This is a genomic window from Actinomyces capricornis (genome assembly GCF_019974135.1).
In the GTDB taxonomy this organism is placed as follows: domain Bacteria; phylum Actinomycetota; class Actinomycetes; order Actinomycetales; family Actinomycetaceae; genus Actinomyces; species Actinomyces capricornis.
Genome location: NZ_AP025017.1, coordinates 280,530 through 299,206, shown reverse-complemented (window position 1 = coordinate 299,206; position 18,677 = coordinate 280,530). Strand labels below are relative to the sequence as shown.

At 73.1% G+C, this 18,677-nt stretch carries 12 protein-coding genes and 1 pseudogene; 11 read left to right on the top strand and 2 right to left on the bottom strand.

Annotated elements, in window-relative coordinates:
- Nucleotides 1-112 precede the first annotated feature (112 nt).
- The 4 genes from MANAM107_RS01230 (at nucleotide 113) to MANAM107_RS01215 (ending at nucleotide 5,081) form a co-directional block, all read left to right on the top strand.
- Nucleotides 113-1,153 (top strand): carbohydrate ABC transporter permease, encoded by a 1,041-nt coding sequence (locus MANAM107_RS01230; RefSeq protein WP_223910092.1) that lies wholly within the window; start codon nucleotides 113-115, stop codon nucleotides 1,151-1,153.
- Nucleotides 1,150-2,043, top strand: a complete 894-nt coding sequence (locus MANAM107_RS01225) for a carbohydrate ABC transporter permease (protein WP_223910089.1) — start codon at nucleotides 1,150-1,152, stop codon at nucleotides 2,041-2,043. The genes MANAM107_RS01230 and MANAM107_RS01225 overlap by 4 nt, the downstream gene beginning before the upstream one ends.
- 176 nt (nucleotides 2,044-2,219) lie before the next feature.
- Nucleotides 2,220-4,031, top strand: coding sequence for a glycoside hydrolase family 13 protein (locus MANAM107_RS01220; protein ID WP_223910087.1), 1,812 nt, complete (start codon nucleotides 2,220-2,222; stop codon nucleotides 4,029-4,031).
- A 45-nt stretch (nucleotides 4,032-4,076) separates the two neighbouring features.
- Nucleotides 4,077-5,081, top strand: coding sequence for a LacI family DNA-binding transcriptional regulator (locus tag MANAM107_RS01215; RefSeq protein ID WP_223910084.1), 1,005 nt, complete (start codon nucleotides 4,077-4,079; stop codon nucleotides 5,079-5,081).
- Nucleotides 5,082-5,118: 37 nt separating this feature from the next.
- Here MANAM107_RS01215 and valS read toward each other — a convergent pair whose 3' ends face one another.
- Nucleotides 5,119-7,941, bottom strand: a complete 2,823-nt coding sequence (valS, locus tag MANAM107_RS01210) for a valine--tRNA ligase (RefSeq protein WP_223910082.1) — start codon at nucleotides 7,939-7,941, stop codon at nucleotides 5,119-5,121.
- Nucleotides 7,942-8,213: 272 nt separating this feature from the next.
- Here valS and arc point away from each other — a divergent pair, with 272 nt between their 5' ends.
- The 7 genes and pseudogenes from arc to MANAM107_RS01175 form a co-directional block, all read left to right on the top strand.
- The gene (gene arc / locus MANAM107_RS01205; protein ID WP_223910079.1) at nucleotides 8,214-9,866 is read left to right on the top strand and encodes a proteasome ATPase; all 1,653 of its coding nucleotides are present in this window, start codon (nucleotides 8,214-8,216) and stop codon (nucleotides 9,864-9,866) included.
- A 6-nt stretch (nucleotides 9,867-9,872) separates the two neighbouring features.
- Nucleotides 9,873-11,669 (top strand): proteasome accessory factor PafA2 family protein, encoded by a 1,797-nt coding sequence (locus MANAM107_RS01200; protein WP_223910076.1) that lies wholly within the window; start codon nucleotides 9,873-9,875, stop codon nucleotides 11,667-11,669.
- Entirely contained in the window at nucleotides 11,662-11,850 is a 189-nt protein-coding gene (locus MANAM107_RS01195) for a ubiquitin-like protein Pup (protein WP_179899567.1), read from the top strand. The genes MANAM107_RS01200 and MANAM107_RS01195 overlap by 8 nt, the downstream gene beginning before the upstream one ends.
- Nucleotides 11,847-13,373 (top strand): proteasome accessory factor PafA2 family protein, encoded by a 1,527-nt coding sequence (locus MANAM107_RS01190; RefSeq protein WP_223910074.1) that lies wholly within the window; start codon nucleotides 11,847-11,849, stop codon nucleotides 13,371-13,373. The genes MANAM107_RS01195 and MANAM107_RS01190 overlap by 4 nt, the downstream gene beginning before the upstream one ends.
- Before the next feature lie 386 nt (nucleotides 13,374-13,759).
- On the top strand, nucleotides 13,760-14,386 hold the full coding sequence (locus tag MANAM107_RS01185; RefSeq protein WP_223910071.1) for an ECF transporter S component: 627 nt from the start codon (nucleotides 13,760-13,762) through the stop codon (nucleotides 14,384-14,386).
- A 97-nt stretch (nucleotides 14,387-14,483) separates the two neighbouring features.
- Nucleotides 14,484-17,003, top strand: coding sequence for an ATP-binding cassette domain-containing protein (locus tag MANAM107_RS01180; protein WP_223912678.1), 2,520 nt, complete (start codon nucleotides 14,484-14,486; stop codon nucleotides 17,001-17,003).
- Between the two features lie 75 nt (nucleotides 17,004-17,078).
- Nucleotides 17,079-17,526: pseudogene (locus MANAM107_RS01175) on the top strand (ATP-binding cassette domain-containing protein); the annotation flags it as partial.
- A 221-nt stretch (nucleotides 17,527-17,747) separates the two neighbouring features.
- Here MANAM107_RS01175 and proC read toward each other — a convergent pair.
- Nucleotides 17,748-18,575, bottom strand: a complete 828-nt coding sequence (gene proC / locus MANAM107_RS01170; RefSeq protein ID WP_223912675.1) for a pyrroline-5-carboxylate reductase — start codon at nucleotides 18,573-18,575, stop codon at nucleotides 17,748-17,750.
- Nucleotides 18,576-18,677 lie beyond the last annotated feature (102 nt).

Genomic DNA, 18,677 nt, shown 5'->3' with positions numbered 1-18,677 from the left:
CCACCACGCGCATGCCGCTGGTGCCGGCCAGAGGACCGGCACCAGCGGCCCGTGAGGCGCCAGGACGCCGCCCCCGGCCCGCGCAAGCGGGGACGGCACGCGAAGGACACCCATGACCACCCATACGCCGGCCCAGGCGGCCGATCCGCATCACCGCTCCAAAGGGGCGAAGGCCCAGTCGCGGCTGGCGATGATCCTCATCGCCCCCACCGTCCTGGTCCTCACCATCGTCATCGTCATCCCCATCATCCAGTCCCTCATCCAGTCCCTGTACGGCAAGCCCGGGCTGGACCCCGAGACCGGCTTCTACACCGAGGGCGAGCCCTTCATCGGGCTGGAGAACTACACCAACATCTTCACCGCTGCGGGCAGCCGCTTCTGGACGGCCATGCTCAACACCACGCTCTTCGGCGTGGTCACCGTCGTCCTGGAGACGATCCTGGGCGTGGCCATGGCCCTCATCATGCACCGCGCCATGAGGGGCCGCGGGATCGTGCGCGCCTCCATCCTGGTGCCCTGGGCCATCCCCACCGCCGTCTCAGCCATCCTGTGGGGCTGGATCTTCAACCAGAACGGCGTGGCCAATGCGATCCTGGGCCAGCACATCATGTGGGCCTCGGGGAACTGGGGCGCCAAGTGGGCGATCATCATCGCCGACGTGTGGAAGACAGCGCCGTATATCGGCCTGCTGACCCTGGCGGGGCTCCAGGTCATCCCCGACGAGGTCTACGAGGCCGCCAAGATCGATGGCGCCAACGCCTGGAAGCGCTTCACGGCCATCACCCTGCCCCTGGTCAAGCCGGCCCTGGTGGTCGCGGTCCTCTTCCGCGCCCTGGACGCCCTGCGCATGTTCGACCTGCCCTACATCCTCATCGGGCCGCGCAAGGCCTCGGTGGAGACGATGTCCATGCTGGTTCAGGATGAGGCCTCCAATACGCGCTACGGCAGTGCGGCGGCCTATGCGCTCATCCTCTTCCTCTACGTCTTCATCATCGCCTTCGCCTTCGTCAAGATCCTGGGAGCCGACCTGGGCGCCTCCACTGAGCGCAAGCCGCGCAAGGGCGCCAAGCTCCCCGTCACCGCCTTCCTGCCCAAGCGCCGTCGTCCCGCCGACGGATCCGCTGCCCAGGGAGCGAACAGGAGTCAGTCATGAGCACCTCAGTCGCAGCAGCCCCGACGTCCTCGACGGCGGACAACGGCAAGGAGTACCGCGTCAAGCGCCACATCTGGGGACAGGTCTTCTCCACCCTGGGCATCGGGCTCATCGTCATCTACTGCCTGGCGCCCTTCTACTGGATGCTGGTCTCCTCCCTGCGCCCCGACGCTGAGATCTTCGACAACAGCTGGTGGCCGGCCAACCCGTCCCTGGAGAACTACGAGGCGGTCTTCTCGGCCAAGAACAACTTCGTCTCGGGCCTGGTCAACTCACTCATCGTCTCGGTGGCGGTGACGATCATCGCCCTGGCGGTGGCGACCTTCACCTCCTACGCGCTGGCCCGCCTGGACTTCCGGGGCAAGGGCATGCTGCTCATGCTCATCATCGCGACCTCGATGTTCCCCCTGGTGGCCATCATCGTGCCGCTGCTGAAGAACTTCTCCAACTGGGGCTGGGTGGATACCTACCAGGCGATGATCATCCCGGACCTGTCCTTCTCCCTGCCCCTGGCGGTGTGGAACCTGACGACCTTCTTCCGCCAGATGCCCCAGGAGCTGGAGCAGGCCGCTATGGTCGACGGGTGCACCCCGGGCCAGGCCTTCCGCAAGGTCATCCTGCCGCTGGCCGCCCCCGGCATCTTCACCACCGCGATCATCATCTTCATCGGCGCCTGGAACGAGTTCCTCGTGGCCGTCACGATGATCAAGAACCCCGCGATGCAGCCCGCCACGGTGCTGCTGGCCAAGTTCACCGGGGCCACGCAGTTCAACACCCCCTTCGGCTCGCAGATGGCCGCCGGAGTGGTGATGACCCTGCCACTGGTCCTCATGGTGCTGTTCTTCCAGCGCCGCATCGTGGCCGGACTGGCCGCCGGGGGCGTGAAGTAGCCCCGGCCCGTTCTCTCACTCTCACAGTCACGACCGGCTCGTCGGCCTGAGCCGCCCGCGGCCCGCCTCGCTGCGGGCGGCTCAGGCCGACGCGCGCCCGATCCATCCACGCCGGTCTTCGGCCGGCGCCACCAGTCGCCCACTGGCGCCCGCCGCCCCTTCCTCCTGGAGTCCCCATGCCCCACTTCGATGCCCCCGATCGCGCCGATGCCGGCGCCTGGTGGCGCGACGCCGTCATCTACCAGGTCTACCCGCGCTCCTTCGCCGACTCCGACGGCGACGGCGTGGGCGACCTGCCCGGCATCCGCCAGCATGTGGGGCACCTGGCGGCCCTGGGCGTGGACGCCGTGTGGCTCTCCCCGTTCTACCCCTCCCCGCAGGTCGATGCGGGATACGACGTCTCGGACTACTGCGGCGTCGCACCGGAGTACGGCACCCTGGAGGACTTCGACGCCCTCGTGGGCGACCTGCACGCCGCGGGCATGAGGGTGATCATCGACCTGGTCCCCAACCACAGCTCCTGGGACCACCCCTGGTTCCGCCAGGCCCTGGCCGCGGGGCCGGGCTCGCCCGAGCGGGAGCGCTACCTCTTCCGCCACAGCCCGGGGGCCGAGCCCAACAACTGGGGCTCCCTGTTCGGCGGTCCCGCCTGGCAGGAGGTCGAGCCCCTGACCGGGCGGGCGGAGGACCGCGGCTGGTGGTACCTCCACCTCTTCGCCGCCGAGCAGCCCGACCTCAACTGGGCCAACGAGGAGGTGCGCGCCTCCTTCCGCGACATCCTGCGCTTCTGGGTGGCGCGCGGGGTGGACGGCTTCCGCGTGGACGTGGCCCACGGCCTGGCCAAGGCCCCGGGCCTGCCCGACGACGATCTGGGCCCGGACCGATGGAATGTGGCCGGGGCGGCGCAGGGCGGCGCCGTCGAGAAGCGCCCCGACTCCGGGCCCGCCTTCAACCAGCCCGGCGTCCACGACATCTACCGCGAATGGCGCCGCGTCCTGGACGAGCTGGGTCCCGACCTGCTGCTCGTGGCCGAGGCCTGGGTCGAGCCGGAGGAGGAGTCCGCCCTCTACGTGCGCCCCGACGAGATGGGCCAGGCCTTCAACTTCGCCTTCCTGCGGGCCGGGTGGCGGGCGGCCGAGATCCGCCGGGTCATCGACGCCTCCCTGGCGGCCAACGGCGCCGTGGGCGCCCCGACCACCTGGGTGCTGTCCAACCACGACGTCGTGCGCCACACTACCCGCTTCGGCTACCCGCCCGGGACGCCCACCGATCCCGGTATCGGCCCGGGCGACCCCCAGCCCGATACCGCCCTGGGCCTGGCCCGGGCACGGGCCGCCACCGTCTTCATGCTGGGCCTGCCCGGCGGGGCCTACCTCTACCAGGGCGAGGAGCTGGGTCTGCCCGAGCACACCGCCATTGAGGATCAGGCCCGCCAGGACCCCACCTGGGCGCGCACCGGGGGCGCCGTGCGGGGGAGGGACGGCTGCCGCGTGCCCCTGCCCTGGAGCCGGGAGGGGGACTCCTGCGGCTTCAGCAGCACCGGCCGCAGCTGGCTGCCCCAGCCGCAGGGGTGGGGCGCCTACAGCCCGCCGGCCCAGGAGCCGGATCCAGACTCCACTCTGAGCCTGTACCGCCGATGCCTGGCGCTGCGGCGCGAGTTGGGCCTGGGGCGGGGGGACCTCCGGTGGCTGAGCACCCCGCCGGGAGTGCTGGCGCTGCGCAACCAGGGGACGACCATCGTGCTCAACACCACCGGCACCGACTACCACCACCGCGAGCCCGGCAGTCTTCTCCTGGCCTCCTGGGCGGCGGGCGAGGAGGGCCGGGGCGGCCCGGCCCGGCTGCGGAGCGACGGCGTCGTCGTGCCCGCCAACGGCTGCTGCTGGTGGCAGGCGGAGGCCCCCGCGCTCGCGGGGCGGGCCGCAGGGAAGGACCAGGGCGCCGGCGGTTGCGGCGAGCGCCGCGAGGCGGACGGGCCCACCCGCTGAGGGCCGGCGCAGCAGTGCAGGCGGGCACAGGACAGGAGGATGGCGATGGCCGCGACGCGCGCTGAGGTTGCCCGGCTGGCCGGAGTCTCCCCATCCACTGTCACCTACGTGCTCACCGGGCAGCGCTCCACCACTCCCGCCACTCGCGCGCGGGTGCTGCGGGCTGTTGAGGAGCTGGGCTACCTGCCCAACACCGCGGCCCGGTCCCTGGCCTCCCGGGGGCTGCGCTCGGTGGGCGTCCTGTTCCGCAGGCAGCGCACGACCATCGACGCCAATGACCTGGACTATGTCGATGGGGTGCGCGCGGCGTTGGAGAGCCGGGGGATCCAGGTGGTCCTGCCGGTGCTCAGCTCGGGGGCGGTGGCCACCGAGCTGGACACGATGGTGCGCTCTCAGTCGGTGGATGGGGCCATCCTCATGGATGTGGTGCGACGCGACCTGCGTGAGAGCCTGCTGCAGGAGGCCGGCCTGCCCACGGTGATGATCGGGACCTCCGGCCTGGCCGGCGGGGCGCCCTCCATCGACGCGGACTTCGACCATATGGCGCTGTGCGCCCTGGAGCACCTGAGGGCCCTGGGCCACCGGAGGATCCTGGGGCTCATGCGCCGCGTGGGCGGTCGGGACGCCAACGCCTACCATGCGGCCACCCGTGGGGTGAAGCGGGCAGCCGCCCGGCTGGGCATGGAGGCGGTCATCCGCAGTGAGCCGGACAGTGCCCCGGTGGGGGTGGACCTCGTGGAGCGCCGGGGGCTGGTGGAGGGGTGTACCGCGGTGGTCACCAACAACCCGGTCGCCGTCATCGGGGTGGCCTGCGCGACGCGGGCCTATGGGCTGCGCATCCCCGAGGACCTGTCGGTCATCGCCCTGGGGGTCACCGAGTACCGGGGGCGCTCGGATGCCGCCTTCAGCGAGTGCAGCGTGGATCGTGAGGCGATGGGGCGCACCGCTGGCGAGATGCTGCTGCGCCATGCGCGCGGCGAGCCGGTGGCCCCACGGGTCCTCATGCCCTCGCGCTTCATCGACCGGGGCTCGACGGCGCCGCCGGCCTGAGGTCCTTTCGCTCCAGCACCAGCGGCGGGCGCCTGGCCTACTTCTTGGCCGGGGCCTGGCCCAGCTCGACGGCGGTGACGGCCACCGGGGAGGCCCCGTCGGCCTCGGCGCCGCCCTCGGTCCCTTCCTCCGGGAGCGCCTCCACGACATCCAGGGTGAGCAGCCCCGTGACCTTGGCGGCCTCGATCAGGTCGGTGCGCACGGCCTCGATGGCCTGGGCGTACTCGGGCGCCGCCGCCAGGCTCACCGAGAGGATCGGCGTCCTCTGGCTGGTCTTGGCCTCCGACTTCACCTTGCGCAGCGCCGCCAGGGCCGCGCCCGCCTGGGCCACCAGGGCCGGGTCGGCGCCGGCCGCGGCCCGGTGCAGCGCCTCGGCGTCGGGCCAGGCCGCACGGTGCACCGAGCCGGTGCGGTACCAGGACCACACCTCCTCGGTGGCGAAGGGCAGGAAGGGGGCGAAGAGCCGCACGAAGGTGTCCACCGCGATGGCCAGGGTGGTGCGGGCACTGCGCACCGCCCCCGCTCCATGGGCGCCCTCCAGATCGTTGGCACGGTCCTTGACCAGCTCGATGTAGTCATCGCAGAAGGTCCAGAAGAAGGCCTCGGTGACCTCCAGGGCGCGGGCGTGGCCGAAGTCCTCGAAGGCGGCAGTGGCCGCCTCGACCACGTCCGCCAGGGCCGCCAGCACCGCCCGGTCGATCGGCTCGGTCACCTGGGAGGCCTCCAGGCTCGGGGCGGGCGCCGCCGCCAGGGCCGCCTCATCGGCGTCCCAGGGGATGCCCATGGACAGGGCGAACTTCGAGGCATTGAGGAGCTTGATGGCCAGGCGGCGGCCGATCTTGATCTGGGTCTCCTCGAAGGCGGCGTCCATGCCCAGGCGGGCCGAGGCCGCCCAGTAGCGCACCGCATCGGAGCCGTACTTCTCCAGCAGGCCCATGGGGGTGACCACATTGCCCTTGGACTTGCTCATCTTCTTGCGGTCGGGGTCCAGGATCCACCCGGAGATGCCCGCGTGCCGCCACGGCAGGGCGCCGAACTCCAGGGTGGCGCGCACCACCGAGGAGAACAGCCAGGTGCGGATGATGTCCTGGCCCTGGGGCCGCAGGTCCATGGGGTAGGTGGCGGCGAACAGCTCGTCGTCGCTCAGCCAGCCCGTGGCCAGCTCCGGGGTGAGGGAGGAGGTGGCCCAGGTGTCCATGATGTCGAGCTCGCCGACGAAGCCGCCGGGCCTGCCGCGCTGGTCCTCGGTGTAGCCCGCGGGCACGTCGGAGGAGGGGTCGACGGGCAGCGCCGACTCCTCGGGCACGATGAGCTCGTCGTAGTCCACCTCGCCGTCGGCTCCCACGCGGTACCACACGGGGAAGGGCACGCCGAAGAAGCGCTGGCGGGAGATGAGCCAGTCGTTGTTCAGGCCCTTGACCCAGTTCTCGTAGCGCACCCGCATGAAGTCGGGGTGGAAGTCCAGCTCCTGCCCGCGCTCCAGCAGCTCGTCGGCCAGGTCCTTGCCGGAGGCCGGGTTGGCCCACTCCTTGCCGCCGTTGCGGATGTACCACTGGCGGGAGGTGACGATCTCCAGGGGCTTGTCGCCCTTCTCGAAGAAGTTCGTCTGGCGCACGGTCCTCACCGGCTCCCCGCGCAGCTCCCCGCTCGCGGCCAGCTCGGCCACCAGGGCCTCCCGGGCGGAGAAGGCGGTTTTGCCGGCCATGGCCGCGTAGGCGGCGCGCCCGCTCTGGGAGGTGATCCACTCGGGGGTCTCGGTCTCGATGCGCCCGTCCTTGCGCAGGATGGCCCGCAGCGGCAGGCCCAGGTCCCGCCACCAGTCGATGTCCGTGGTGTCACCGAAGGTGCAGCACATGGCGATGCCCGCGCCCTTGTCCCTCTCCGCGGCGGGATGGGGCAGGACCGGGACCTCCACGCCGAAGACGGGGGAGGCCACCGTCGTGCCGAACAGTGGCTGGTAGCGCTCGTCGTCGGGGTGGGCCACCAGGGCCACGCAGGCGGCCAGTAGCTCGGGGCGGGTGGTCTCGATGCACACGTCCTGGGTGCCGCCTGGGCCCTGCTCCACCGGGGCGCCGGCAGCACTGGCGCGCTGGGCGGCCTCGGCGTCGACGAGGTGGAAGGCCAGGCGGTGGTAGAAGCCGGGGTACTCGCGGGACTCCAGCTCGGCCTGGGCCACGGCGGTCTGGAAGGTCACGTCCCACAGGCCGGGGGCGGCGGCCTGGTAGGCCTCGCCACGGGCCAGGTTGCGCAGGAAGGCGGCCTGGGCCACCTGGCGGGCGCGCCTGCCGATGGTCTGGTAGGTGTGCGACCAGTCCACGCTCAGGCCCAGGCGCCGCCACAGGGCCTCGAAGAGCTTCTCGTCCTCCAGGGTCAGGCGCTCGCACAGCTCGACGAAGTTCCTGCGCGAGACCGGCACCTGGTCCCTGGCCTTGATGGACTTGCCCTCGCCGCCCTCATGGGGCGGGGCGAAGTCGGGGTCGTAGGGCAGGGACGGGTCGCAGCGCACCCCGAAGTAGTTCTGGACCCGGCGCTCGGTGGGCAGGCCGTTGTCGTCCCAGCCCATGGGGTAGAACACCGCCTTGCCGCGCATGCGCTGGAAGCGTGCCACGGTGTCGGTGTGGGTGTAGGAGAAGACGTGCCCCACGTGCAGGGAGCCCGAGACGGTGGGGGGAGGGGTGTCGATGGAGAAGACCTCGCAGCGCTGGGCGCTGCGGTCGAAGGCGTAGATGCCGGCCTCCTCCCAGCGCTCGCCCCAGGCGGCCTCCAGGCCGTCGGCGCTGACCCTGTCCGGCACGCGCGGGCTGTGGAGCTCGGAGGGCAGGAGGCGGGAGGGCCGCTCGGAGGAGGAAGTCTCAGACATGGGCGTGATTCTGTCACGTCTGACGCGAGGGCCTCGACACGGCCCGCTGTGAGGTCGGCTGTGAGGTCGGCTGTGATGCCACCGGCGGGCGCCCGCGGCACCCGCCGGTGGCATCCGCGCCTGTGCTGGCGCCTTGATCCCGCCTGTGCGGATTCGCGCACGGAGTCGTGGGCACCGGCCTCCTGCGCAGGCGTCCCGGCCGGGGCTGTTGGTACACTCGTACCACAGCGGGATCGAGGAGGAGCCCCGCGGGCAGGAGACGAGCGGAGACCATGGCAGGCACGATTCCGAACCCATCCGAGAATCCGTCGGGGCACTCGCCCGCGGAGCCCGCCGACCGCCCCGATGAGCCCGGCCCCGCCCTGCCCGGTGACGAGGGCTCCCGGCGCCTGCGCGAGCTGACCGAGCACGCGGGGGTCCTCACCCGCAAGAACACCCACCTGGCCAACGCCCTGCGCGCCGCGCGCACCGAGCTGGCCGCCCTCCACGAGGACATCGAGGCCCTCCAGCGCCCGCCCCTGGCCCACGCCACCGTCCTGGCCGTCGATGCCGCCGAGCGCACCGCCGACGTCTCCATCGCCGGGCGCCGCCACCGCGTGGGCATCGGCCCGTCCGTCGTGGCCTCCACCCTGGAGCCGGGCACCGACGTCGTCCTCAACGAGCACCTGGTCATCACCACCCGCGCCGACTCCCCCCGCTTCGGGGAGGTCGTCACCGTCAAGGAGACCTACGACGACGGCACCGTCCTCGTCCTGGCCCGCCATGACGAGGAGCAGGTCCTGGCCCTCTCCGGCGCCCTGGCCGCCCGCCGCCCCCGGGTGGGCGACGCCCTGGTGGCCGACCTGGCCGTGCGCATGGCCCTGCGCCCCGTGGTGCGCTCCGAGGTCGAGGAGCTCGTCCTGGAGGAGGTGCCCGACGTCGACTACAGCGACATCGGGGGACTGGGCTCCCAGATCGAGCTCATTCGCGACGCCGTCGAGCTGCCCTTCCTCCACCCCGACCTCTACCGCGAGCACCGGCTCGCGCCCCCGCGCGGAGTGCTCCTCTACGGGCCGCCCGGCTGCGGCAAGACCCTCATCGCCAAGGCCGTGGCCGCCTCCCTGGGCGGTGGGCAGCGCGAGGAGGCCTACTTCCTCAACATCAAGGGCCCCCAGCTGCTGGACAAGTACGTGGGGGAGACCGAGCGGCGCATCCGCGTCATCTTCGCCCGTGCCCGGGAGAAGGCCGCCACCGGTGTGCCCGTCGTCGTCTTCTTCGATGAGATGGACTCCCTGTTCCGCACCCGCGGATCGGGCCGCTCCTCGGATGTGGAGACCACCGTGGTGCCCCAGATGCTCGCCGAGATCGACGGCGTCGACGAGCTCGACAATGTGGTGGTCATCGGCGCCACCAACCGGGAGGACATGATCGACCCCGCGATCCTGCGGCCCGGCCGCCTGGACGTCAAGATCCACATCGGGCGCCCCGACGCCGGCGGGGCCGCCGAGATCCTGGGCGCCTACCTCACCGCCGACCTGCCCCTGGACGAGGCCCTGGTCCAGGAGCACGGCGGGCGCCGGGAGGCCGTGGAGGCCCTCATCGACCAGGTGGTGCGGCGCCTCTTCACCCGCAGCGAGCGCACCGAGATGGTCGAGCTCACCCACGCCGACGGGCAGGTCGAGATCCTCCACGTCGCCGACCTGGTCTCGGGCGCCATGCTCGCCAACATCGTGGACCGGGCCAAGAAGGCCGCGGTCAAGGACCTGGTGGCCCACGGGCGGCGCGGCCTGCGCCCCGAGCACCTGGAGCGGGCCGTGGGCGAGGAGATCGCCGAGAACGAGGGCCTTCCCGCCACCGTCCACCCCGATGACTGGGCGCGCGTCTCCGGGCGGCGCGGGGCCCCCGTGGTCTCCATGCGGGTCCTGCACCGCGCCCGCCAGGAGTGAGCCGCCATGGAGCACGTGCACGTGGAGGACACCGACGCGGAGCGGGCGGGTGGGGCCGCGGGCCCCGTCGGGGCCACGGGGGGCAGAGGCGTCATGGGCGTCATGGGCCTGGAGACCGAGTACGGCATCCTGGGGGCCAGCAGCGAGGAGGTCGTCTCGGCCTGCCTGGAGGTCGCGCGCGGCGAGGGCCGGGCCGAGGGCGTGCGCTGGGACTACTCCGGGGAGTACCCGCTGCGCGACGCGCGCGGCTTCGAGGTCGACCGCTCCGCCGTCGACCCCTCCCTGCTCACCGACACCGGCGCCTCCGTGGAGGGGCCCGTGCCCGGGCGCACCCGCACCAGCGCCGTCGTGCGCCTGACCGCCCAGGAGGAGGCCTGGCAGCGCGGCACCGCCACCTGCCTGCCCGACGGCGGGCGGCTCTACGTCGATCACGGCCACCCCGAGTACGCCACCCCCGAGTGCACCGGCCCGGCCCAGGCCGTGCTGGCCGACCGCGCCGGGGAGCTGCTGCTCACCCGCGCCGCCGCACTGCTGGGATCGCGGGGTACGGCGGCCCGCCTGTTCAAGAACAACATCGACGGCAAGGGCGCCACCTACGGCACCCATGAGAACTACCTCGTGCCCCGCGCCATCGCCTTCGAGGACCTGGTGGCCGCCCTGGTGCCCTACCTCGTGGTGCGCCCCCTGCTCACCGGCTCGGGCCGCGTGGGCACCGGCGCCATCAGCGACGGCGCCGACTTCCAGATCTGCCAGCGCGCCGACTACATCGAGCGCGTCGTGGGCCTGGGCACCACCGTGGACCGGCCCCTGATCAACACCCGCGACGAGCCCCACGCCGACCCCCAGCGCTGGCGGCGCCTGCACGTCATCGTCGGGGACGCCAACACCTTCGAGACCATCACCTGGCTCAAGCTCGGCATGACCTCCCTGGTGCTCCAGGTCCTGGGCGAGGGCCTGCCCGAGGCCTGGCGCGCCCTGGAGCTGGCCGACCCCGTGGCGGCCGTCAGGCAGGTCTCCCGCGACACCGCCCTGGCCACCACCCTGGAGCTGGCCGACGGCGGGCGCATCAGCCCCCTGGAGATCCTGGAGGCCTACCTCGACCGGGTCCGCTCCCACCTGGAGCGGGGCGGGATCGCCGCACCCCCGCCCACCGGCGACCCCCTGAGCCCCGACCTGGCCGCCCTGGCCGACGGCCTGGACACCCAGGGCCGGGAGACCGGGGCGATCATGGCCTTCTGGGAGGCGAGCCTGGAGACTCTGCGCGCCCGGCGCCGGGGCGATGCCGGCGCCGCGGGCCACCTGGAGTGGGTGGCCAAGGAGCAGCTCATCACCGCCACCGCCGCCCGCCACCCCGGCGCGCAGGGCCACGCCGTCCTGCACGCCGTGGACCTGTCCTGGTCCGAGCTGGGCCGCGCCCTGGCCGAGCGCGTCCCGGCGGGCGCGCTCGCCCGCTCCCGCCTGGGCCGCGAGCGCGTGGCCGCCGCCCTGGGCGAGCCGCCCGCCACCACCCGGGCCTGGCTGCGCGGGCGTCTCGTGGGATCCTTCGGGGCGCAGGTGGTGGCCGCCGGCTGGCACTCCATGGTCCTGGAAACCGGTGAGCGGCACCACCGCCGCCTGCCCCTGACCGACCCGCTGGCCTTCACCCGCCTCCAGGCCGGCCCCGCCCTGGAGGGGGCTCAGGACGTCCGCCAGGTCCTGGCCGCCCTCACCGGCGAGCCGGGCCTCGGCGATCCTGACCGCCCCGACCGCCCTGCGCACGAGCACGCAGGAACCATCTCATCCCAGGAGAGCACGCATGAGTGAGTTCGCCCAGCCATCCCGCAGCCGCCACGAGGACCCCGCCCCCGACGACGCCCCCGAGCCCGGTCCGGCCGGCCCGGCCCGCGGCCAGGGCCTGGAATCCGTGCTGGACATGATCGACGACGTCCTGGCCGTCGACGCCCAGGAGTTCGTGCGCGGATTCGTGCAGAAGGGCGGCCAGTGAGGACCCCGGCGCCCCGCGTCACCGGCCTGGAGACCGAGTTCGCCATCCTCTGCGCGCCCACGGGCCGCCAGTCCTGCGATGCGCCCCCGCCTCCTGATATCGAGGCCGCCGCCGCCCTGCTCTTCCGCCACCGGCCGGCGGGCTACCGCAGCAACAACCTCTTCCTGCCCAACGGCGGGCGCCTCTACCTCGACGTCGGCTCACACCCCGAGTACGCCACCGCCGAGTGCCTGGCCGTGCGCGACCTCGTGGCCCAGGACCAGGCGGGCAAGGCGATCCTGGCGACCATGGCCACCAGCGCCGAGGAGGACCTGCGCTCCCGCGGCCTGAGCGCCCGTCTCCACCTCCTGGCCAACAACACCGACTCGGCCGGTCACACCTACGGCTGCCACGAGAGCTACTCCGTTCCCCGCGACCTCGATGAGGGGGCGGTCCTGCCGGTCCTGGCCGCCTTCCTGGCCACCCGCCCCCTCCTGGTGGGCTCGGGCACCCCCCTGGCGGGCCCCGCCGAGGGCGGCCAGCAGGACCGGGCCGGTGCGGATCATGCGGATCAGGAGGATGAGGACCTGGCCTGGGCGCTGTCCCCGCGCGCCCCCCACCTGCGCGCCCTGACCTCCGCCGACACCACCGGCCAGCGGGCCCTCATCAATACCCGCGACGAGCCCCACGCCGACCCCGCCCGCCTGCGCCGGCTCCACGTCACCTGCGCTGACACCACCATCGCCGAGCCCACCACCGGACTGCGCTCCGCCCTGACCCTGGCCCTCCTCGACGCCCTGGAGGCCGGCCAGGACTTCTCCGACCTCGTCCTCGCCGACCCCCTGGAGGTGCTGGCGGCCCTGGGCGCCAGCTCCTGGGGGCAGGAGCCCGTGCGCACCCGTGATGGGCGCCTCCTGAGCGCCGTTGATATCCAGGAGTCCTTCCTCGAGCGCATCCTGGCCTTCGTGCAGCGCCACGACCCGCCCGCGGCCCTGGAGGGCGCCGGGCACCTCCTGAGCGACCTGGCTCCGCGGGTCATCACCGCCCTGCGCCGCCGTGACATCAGTGGCATTGACACCGAGATCGACTGGGCCATCAAGCGCCGCCTGCTGCGGGCCCAGCGCGAGCGCCACGGTGGGCTGGGCGGTGAGGCCCTGGCGGTCCTGCGCTCCCGGATCGACCTGGCCTACCACGACCTGCACCCGCAGACGGGCCTGGCCGGGCGCCTGGAGGCGCAGGGCGCCATGGCCCGGCTGTGCTCCCCCCAGGAGCGTCAGCGCGCCCAGACCGAGCCCCCCGCCACCCGCGCCCAGCTGCGGGGCGCCTTCATCCAGGCCTGCCTGGACAGGGGCGCCGACTTCTCCGTGACCTGGGAGGGCCTGCGGCTGGACTCCCCGCCGACCACCCCCGTGGACCTGCCCGATCCCCTGAGGGTCCAGGATCCGGGGGCCGAGAGCCTCATCGGGAAGGTCCGGTCCCTGCGGCCCGAGCAGATGCGCCAGATCGACCTGGTGGGCCGAGGCGGCCTGGGCGCACCGGGCTGAGGGCGGCACTGCCCCTCCCTGCGCCGAGCCCGAGCATTCCTCACCGGACCAGGCGGTAGCGCCGTCTGCCTCGGTGAGGAATGCTCGGGCTCGGCGTGGTTTGGTCGTGGCGCGCTTGACGATCTTGACGATAACGATCATCAGTACTAGTAAGTGTGCTGAGGGATCGTCGCCCCGCCGACGAGGTGCCGGGGTTCGGTGAGCGCCAGTGGGTGCGGCGGTCCCTTGTGGTGCTGTGGTGCCCGCAAGAGCCCTCCCGCCCTGGCGGATTCCCGGCGAAGAGGAGTATGCTTAGGCTGCCCTAACTAATTGGGGTCGCCACGGATCCTGCCCGCTCAGCACCGCCGCTCACGGACCATGCAAGGAAGTGCAAGGAAGAAGGACTCATGACCTCACAGGACTCCATCGGTGCCGTTCCCGCACCCGGCGAGGGCAGGGCGGTGCACTCCTCGGCCCGCGGGGGCCTGGCGGACTCCGCCCTGGGCACCCGCAATCTCATGAGGATCGCGGCCCTGGCCGTGGTGGGCATGATCCTCCTGCTCCCCCTGAACTACCTGGCGCCCACCGCCGTGGCCGACCCCAGGGCCCTGCTCATCGGCTGCTCCATCATGGGGCTGTGGGTGGTGCCCTACCTCCTTCCCGCAACCGTCGTGCGTCGCCCCGGGGCGGTCATGATCGCGGCCCTCATCATGGGCATCATCTCCGTGTTCACCACTCCGGCAGGGCCCAGCGCCATCATCGGCAACCTCCTGGGCGGCGCCTTCATCGAGATCCCCCTGGCCCTCATGCTCTACCGCGCCTGGACCTGGTGGTCCTACCTCATCGGCGCCGCCTGCTTCGGCCTCCTCAACGGCCTGCTCTACGTCTCGGTGCTCGGTGCCATCGGAGGCGTCGGGACCCCGGCACTCCTGGTGGCCGTCGCCGTCGGCTCGGCCCTGGCCGGAGGCGGGCTGACGATCCTGCTGACCCGCCTGCTCCACCAGGCCGGCGTCGCCATCGACCACCGTGCCTGAGGCACCCGCCCCCGCGGCGCCGGCACTCCTCGATACCGCCCCCGCCGCGCAGGGGGGACCGGCCCTCCCTGCCCCGCAGGCCCCGGGACCGCGCGTCCTGGTCCAGGCCGAGGCCCTCTCGGTGCACTACCTGGGCACCGGCAGGTGGGTGCTGGACGCGGTGACCATGGAGCACCTCAGCGGCGGGGTGACGGCGGTCGTCGGGCCCTCCGGATGCGGCAAGACCACCCTGGTGCGCGCCCTGTGCGGGCTCATCCCCCACAGCCTGCCCTCCCAGTACGCCGGCAGCCTGCGCCTGGCCGGCACCGAGATGGCCCAGGCGGGCATCGACTTCCTGTCCGAGCACGTGGGCTACGTGGGGCAGAGCCCGGATGCCGCTGTCGTCACCCGCACCGTCTACGACGACGTCGCCTTCCCCCTGCAGAACCTCTGCCTGGAGCGCGAGGAGATCGACCGGCGCGTGCGCGAGGCGCTGGCGCTGGTGGGGCTGAGCGCGCGCGCCTGGGACAGCCCCTGGCGCCTGTCGGGCGGCCAGCGCCAGCGCCTGGCCCTGGCCGTGGCACTGGCGATGCGCCCCGAGCTGCTCATCCTCGATGAGCCCACCAGCACCATCGACCCCGACGGCCGCCGGGATCTCTACACCCTCATCGCCGCCGTGGTGGGGCGGGGCACCGGCGTGGTCGTCATCGACCACGACCTCGACCCCATCCTGCCGGTGGTCGACCAGGTCCTGGTTCTGGACGCCCAGGGCCGCACCATCGCCCTGGGCCCGCCGCGCGAGGCGTTCCTGACCCATCGCCGCGAGCTCCAGGAAGTCGGGGTGTGGATGCCCCGGGCCCTGCGCGGTTCCGAGAGCGGCCGCTGCCCCGGCCAGGCGCGCCCAGGGGCCCCAGACCCTCAGGCACAGGATGCGGGTGCCACAGCGCTGACCTGCCAGGAGGCGGGCATCACCATGCCGGGCCTCGAGCGCTTCTGCGAGTCCGACCAGGTCGCCTACTACCGGCGCGGCCCGCGAGGCTGGGAGCGGGTCCCCCGCCTCGACACCCTGGCGGGGCGGGGCCCCACCCCGGCGCCGACGGACCGCGAGGGCGCCGCTGCCCCGGCCGGCACCACTGGGCCCGACGGCGGTGCCGCCCCCGGTCAGAGCCCTACTGCCGCTACGGCCACGGATCGGAGGGCCGGCCCCGGGACGGCGGAGGACCAGGAGGAGCCCGCCGCCGCCCAGAGCCCGGAGCCGGGCCCGGCCCTGGTGGACCTGGAGGCCCTGGAGGTCGAGGGGCGCTGCCCACCTGTATCCATGCGCCTGGGAGGCGGCGAGCTCGTGGCCGTCGTCGGCCCCAACGGGGCGGGCAAGTCCTCCCTCCTCTCAGCACTGGCCGGCCTGATCCCCTCGCGCTCGGCGCGGGCGGCCGTGCGCGGCAGGCCGGTGCGGCGCGGGCGCCACGAGGTGGGCTACGTCTTCCAGAACCCCGAGCACCAGTTCGTCACCTCCAGCGTTAGCAAGGAGCTCGCGCTGGGTGGCACCGGGGCGCAGCGGGTCGAGCGGCTCATGGAGCAGTTCCACCTCGCCGGGCACCGCGACCAGCACCCCATGACCCTCTCAGGGGGCCAGGCCCGGCGCCTGTCCGTGGCCACCATGGTCAGCGAGGAGCGCGAGGTGATCGTCCTGGACGAGCCCACCTATGGCCAGGACTGGGCCTGCACGCGCGAGCTCATGGCCTTCATCGCGCACCTGCGCTCCCAGGGCCGTACCGTCATCATGGCCACCCACGACCTCGAGCTCGCCATGGAGCACTGCAGCGCCATCGTGGCCCTGCCCCACGGCCACGGGCCCACCACGAGAACCCCCGGCGCCGAGGCCGCGCGGCGCACCGCCCCGGACCCGGGGCCGCGCCCCACCGGGCGTCGCGGCCTGCTCACCGGACTCAACCCCCTGACGCCCCTCATCGCGCTCCTGCCCGCCATGGGCCTGGTCCTGGCGCTCAAGAGCACCGGCGTCAACCTCGCCCTCCTGGTGGCCACCAGTGTGCTCATCGTGGGGGCGCGGGCCGAGCGTCGCCGCACCCTGGCGGCCCTGATCGGCCCCTGGGCTCTGAGCGCCCTCCTGGTGCAGCTGCTCTCGCGGACCAACGCCATGGCCTCCGCCGAACGGGTGATCGACCTGGGATCGGCCAGCGCCACCGGTACCGCGATCGGGGCACTGGTGGGCATCGCCCTGGCCAGCGGCATCGCCACCGCGCCCGAGGCCCTCATCCGCGCCCTGACCGGTACCCTGCGCATGCCCTACCGGCTGGGCGCTGCCGGCACCGCGGCCGTCGCCTTCATCACCCGCTTCCACGAGGACCTCCGCCTGCTGCGCACCGCACGCGCCCTGCGCGGGGTGGGACGGCGCTGGGGGCCACTGGCGCCCCTGGTGCGCTGGGCCGGCTCCATCGTGCCCCTGATGATCCTGGCGATCCAGCACGCCGAGCGCGTCTCGCTGTCCATGGACTCGCGCGCCTTCGGCGCCCACCGCCGCCGCACCGAGATGGTCCAGGAGGCCTGGTGCCTGCGCGACTGGCTGGTGGTGGGCCTGACCTGGGCGGTCCTGGCCGCCGTGTGGAGGGCGGTGCCATGAGACGCAGCGCCCACGGCGTCGTCGACGGGCCGGCCGGTGCCCCCGCCGGGCGGGCGCCGCACGGCCCACCGGGTGGGCGCCAGGCCCCTGCACGCCATGGCCGCCATCCGGCTGGGGGACAGCGGTTTCACCGCCGCCCGCACCGAGTTCTCGCGCCTGTCCTACCGGTGGGCCTCGGGTCGGGGTGGGCCATGAGCCTGCTGGGCGCCCTACTGCGCCCCTCCACCGTCCTCGCCTGCGTGGCGCCCCTGGCGGTGCTCTTCACCTCCCAGGGCTGGACGCAGCTGTCGGCCACCCTGCCCTAACCTCCTGCTGGCGCCCGGGCTGCCCCGTGCTGCGGGACGTGTCCCTGGTGGCCCGGCCCGGGACCGTCACCGCCCTGGTGGGGCCCTCCGGGAGAGGCAAGTCCACCCTGGCCCGCCTCATCATGCGCTTCTACGACGTCGATGAGGGCGCGGTGGGGGTCAGCGGCGTGGATGTGCGCGAGGCCGGCCTGCCCTGGCTGCTCTCGCGCGTGGCCATCGCCCGGGCCGCCCAGCGCGGCAGGCCCGAGGCCCTGGCTCAGGTGGAGGGATCCTTCCGCAACGTCATCGAGGCCTTGACGGGCTCCTCCTGATGGCATCTGTTAGGCCTGTGATACTTCGATACTTCCTGTCTCCTCGCAACAGGCCCGGTACTCCTGACCGAGGCTGGTAGTCCCGCGGTCATGCCGTCGGGCCCGGCGGGAGCCTGGTGGGGTAGGGCTCAGGAGCCCAGCTCGCGGTCCCGGGCCACAGTCGCCTCGAAGGCGCGCACGACGGCGTCGGAGAAGCCCGCCCGCTGCAGGGCCACCACCCCGGCCACGGTCGTGCCGCCCGGTGAGCAGACGGCGTCGATGAGATCGGCGGGCGTGCGGGGGCGGCCCTGGGCCGCATTGGAATCGGCCTCGGCCTGGAGGAGGCGTGCCGTGCCCAGCACCGCCTGGGTGACGATCTCCACCGCCTGGGCCCGGGGGATGCCCCCCAGGACGCCGGCGCGGGCCAGGGCGTCGATGAAGGTCAGCACGAAGGCGGGGGAGGAGCCCGCCAGGCCCACGAAGGCGGGGAAGTCCTTGTCGGCCAGGACCACCGTGCGCCCCACCGCCCCCATGAGGTCCTCGACCGCCGCCAGATCCTCGGGGCTCACCGGGGCGCCGGCGGCCAGCGCCGTCATGGACTGCCCGACGCCGGCGGCGATATTCGGCATCGCCCGCACGATCCGGGTGCCGGAGGGGGCCAGGCCCTCCAACCGGGCCAGCGACAGGCCCGCGGCCAGGGACACCACCAGGGGGGAGTGCTCGGCCAGGGGGACGGCCAGCTCATCCAGAAGGCCGGGGAGCGTGTAGGGCTTGACCCCCAGGACCACCATGTCCGCATTGGCGACGAGCTCGTCATTGCTCTGGCAGGAGGCCGCCCCGACCTCCTGGGCCAGGGCGCGTGCGCTGGCCCCGCCAGCGCTGGTCAGTAGGAAGCCGGAGGTCTCCCGCCCGGCTGCGGCCGCACCCCGGACGATGGCCCCCACCATCGATCCCGCCCCGATGAACCCGATGCGCAGTCCCGGCATCTCTCCTCCTGAAGCACTCGCTGAAGCACTCGGCCCCGGCGGCCAGGTGCCACCGGCCCTGGCCAATCTACCCGTCGACCCGGTCGCCGCCCA

Bases quoted from the DNA above. Each gene is read 5' to 3' on its own strand.
- arc (WP_223910079.1), top strand. From the start codon at position 8,214: ATGGCAGGCACGATTCCGAACCCATCCGAGAATCCGTCGGGGCACTCG.
- MANAM107_RS01185 (WP_223910071.1), top strand. From the start codon at position 13,760: ATGACCTCACAGGACTCCATCGGTGCCGTTCCCGCACCCGGCGAGGGC.
- MANAM107_RS01195 (WP_179899567.1), top strand. From the start codon at position 11,662: ATGAGTGAGTTCGCCCAGCCATCCCGCAGCCGCCACGAGGACCCCGCC.
- MANAM107_RS01220 (WP_223910087.1), top strand. From the start codon at position 2,220: ATGCCCCACTTCGATGCCCCCGATCGCGCCGATGCCGGCGCCTGGTGG.
- MANAM107_RS01200 (WP_223910076.1), top strand. From the start codon at position 9,873: ATGGAGCACGTGCACGTGGAGGACACCGACGCGGAGCGGGCGGGTGGG.
- MANAM107_RS01215 (WP_223910084.1), top strand. From the start codon at position 4,077: ATGGCCGCGACGCGCGCTGAGGTTGCCCGGCTGGCCGGAGTCTCCCCA.
- MANAM107_RS01225 (WP_223910089.1), top strand. From the start codon at position 1,150: ATGAGCACCTCAGTCGCAGCAGCCCCGACGTCCTCGACGGCGGACAAC.
- valS (WP_223910082.1), bottom strand. From the start codon at position 7,941: ATGTCTGAGACTTCCTCCTCCGAGCGGCCCTCCCGCCTCCTGCCCTCC.
- MANAM107_RS01230 (WP_223910092.1), top strand. From the start codon at position 113: ATGACCACCCATACGCCGGCCCAGGCGGCCGATCCGCATCACCGCTCC.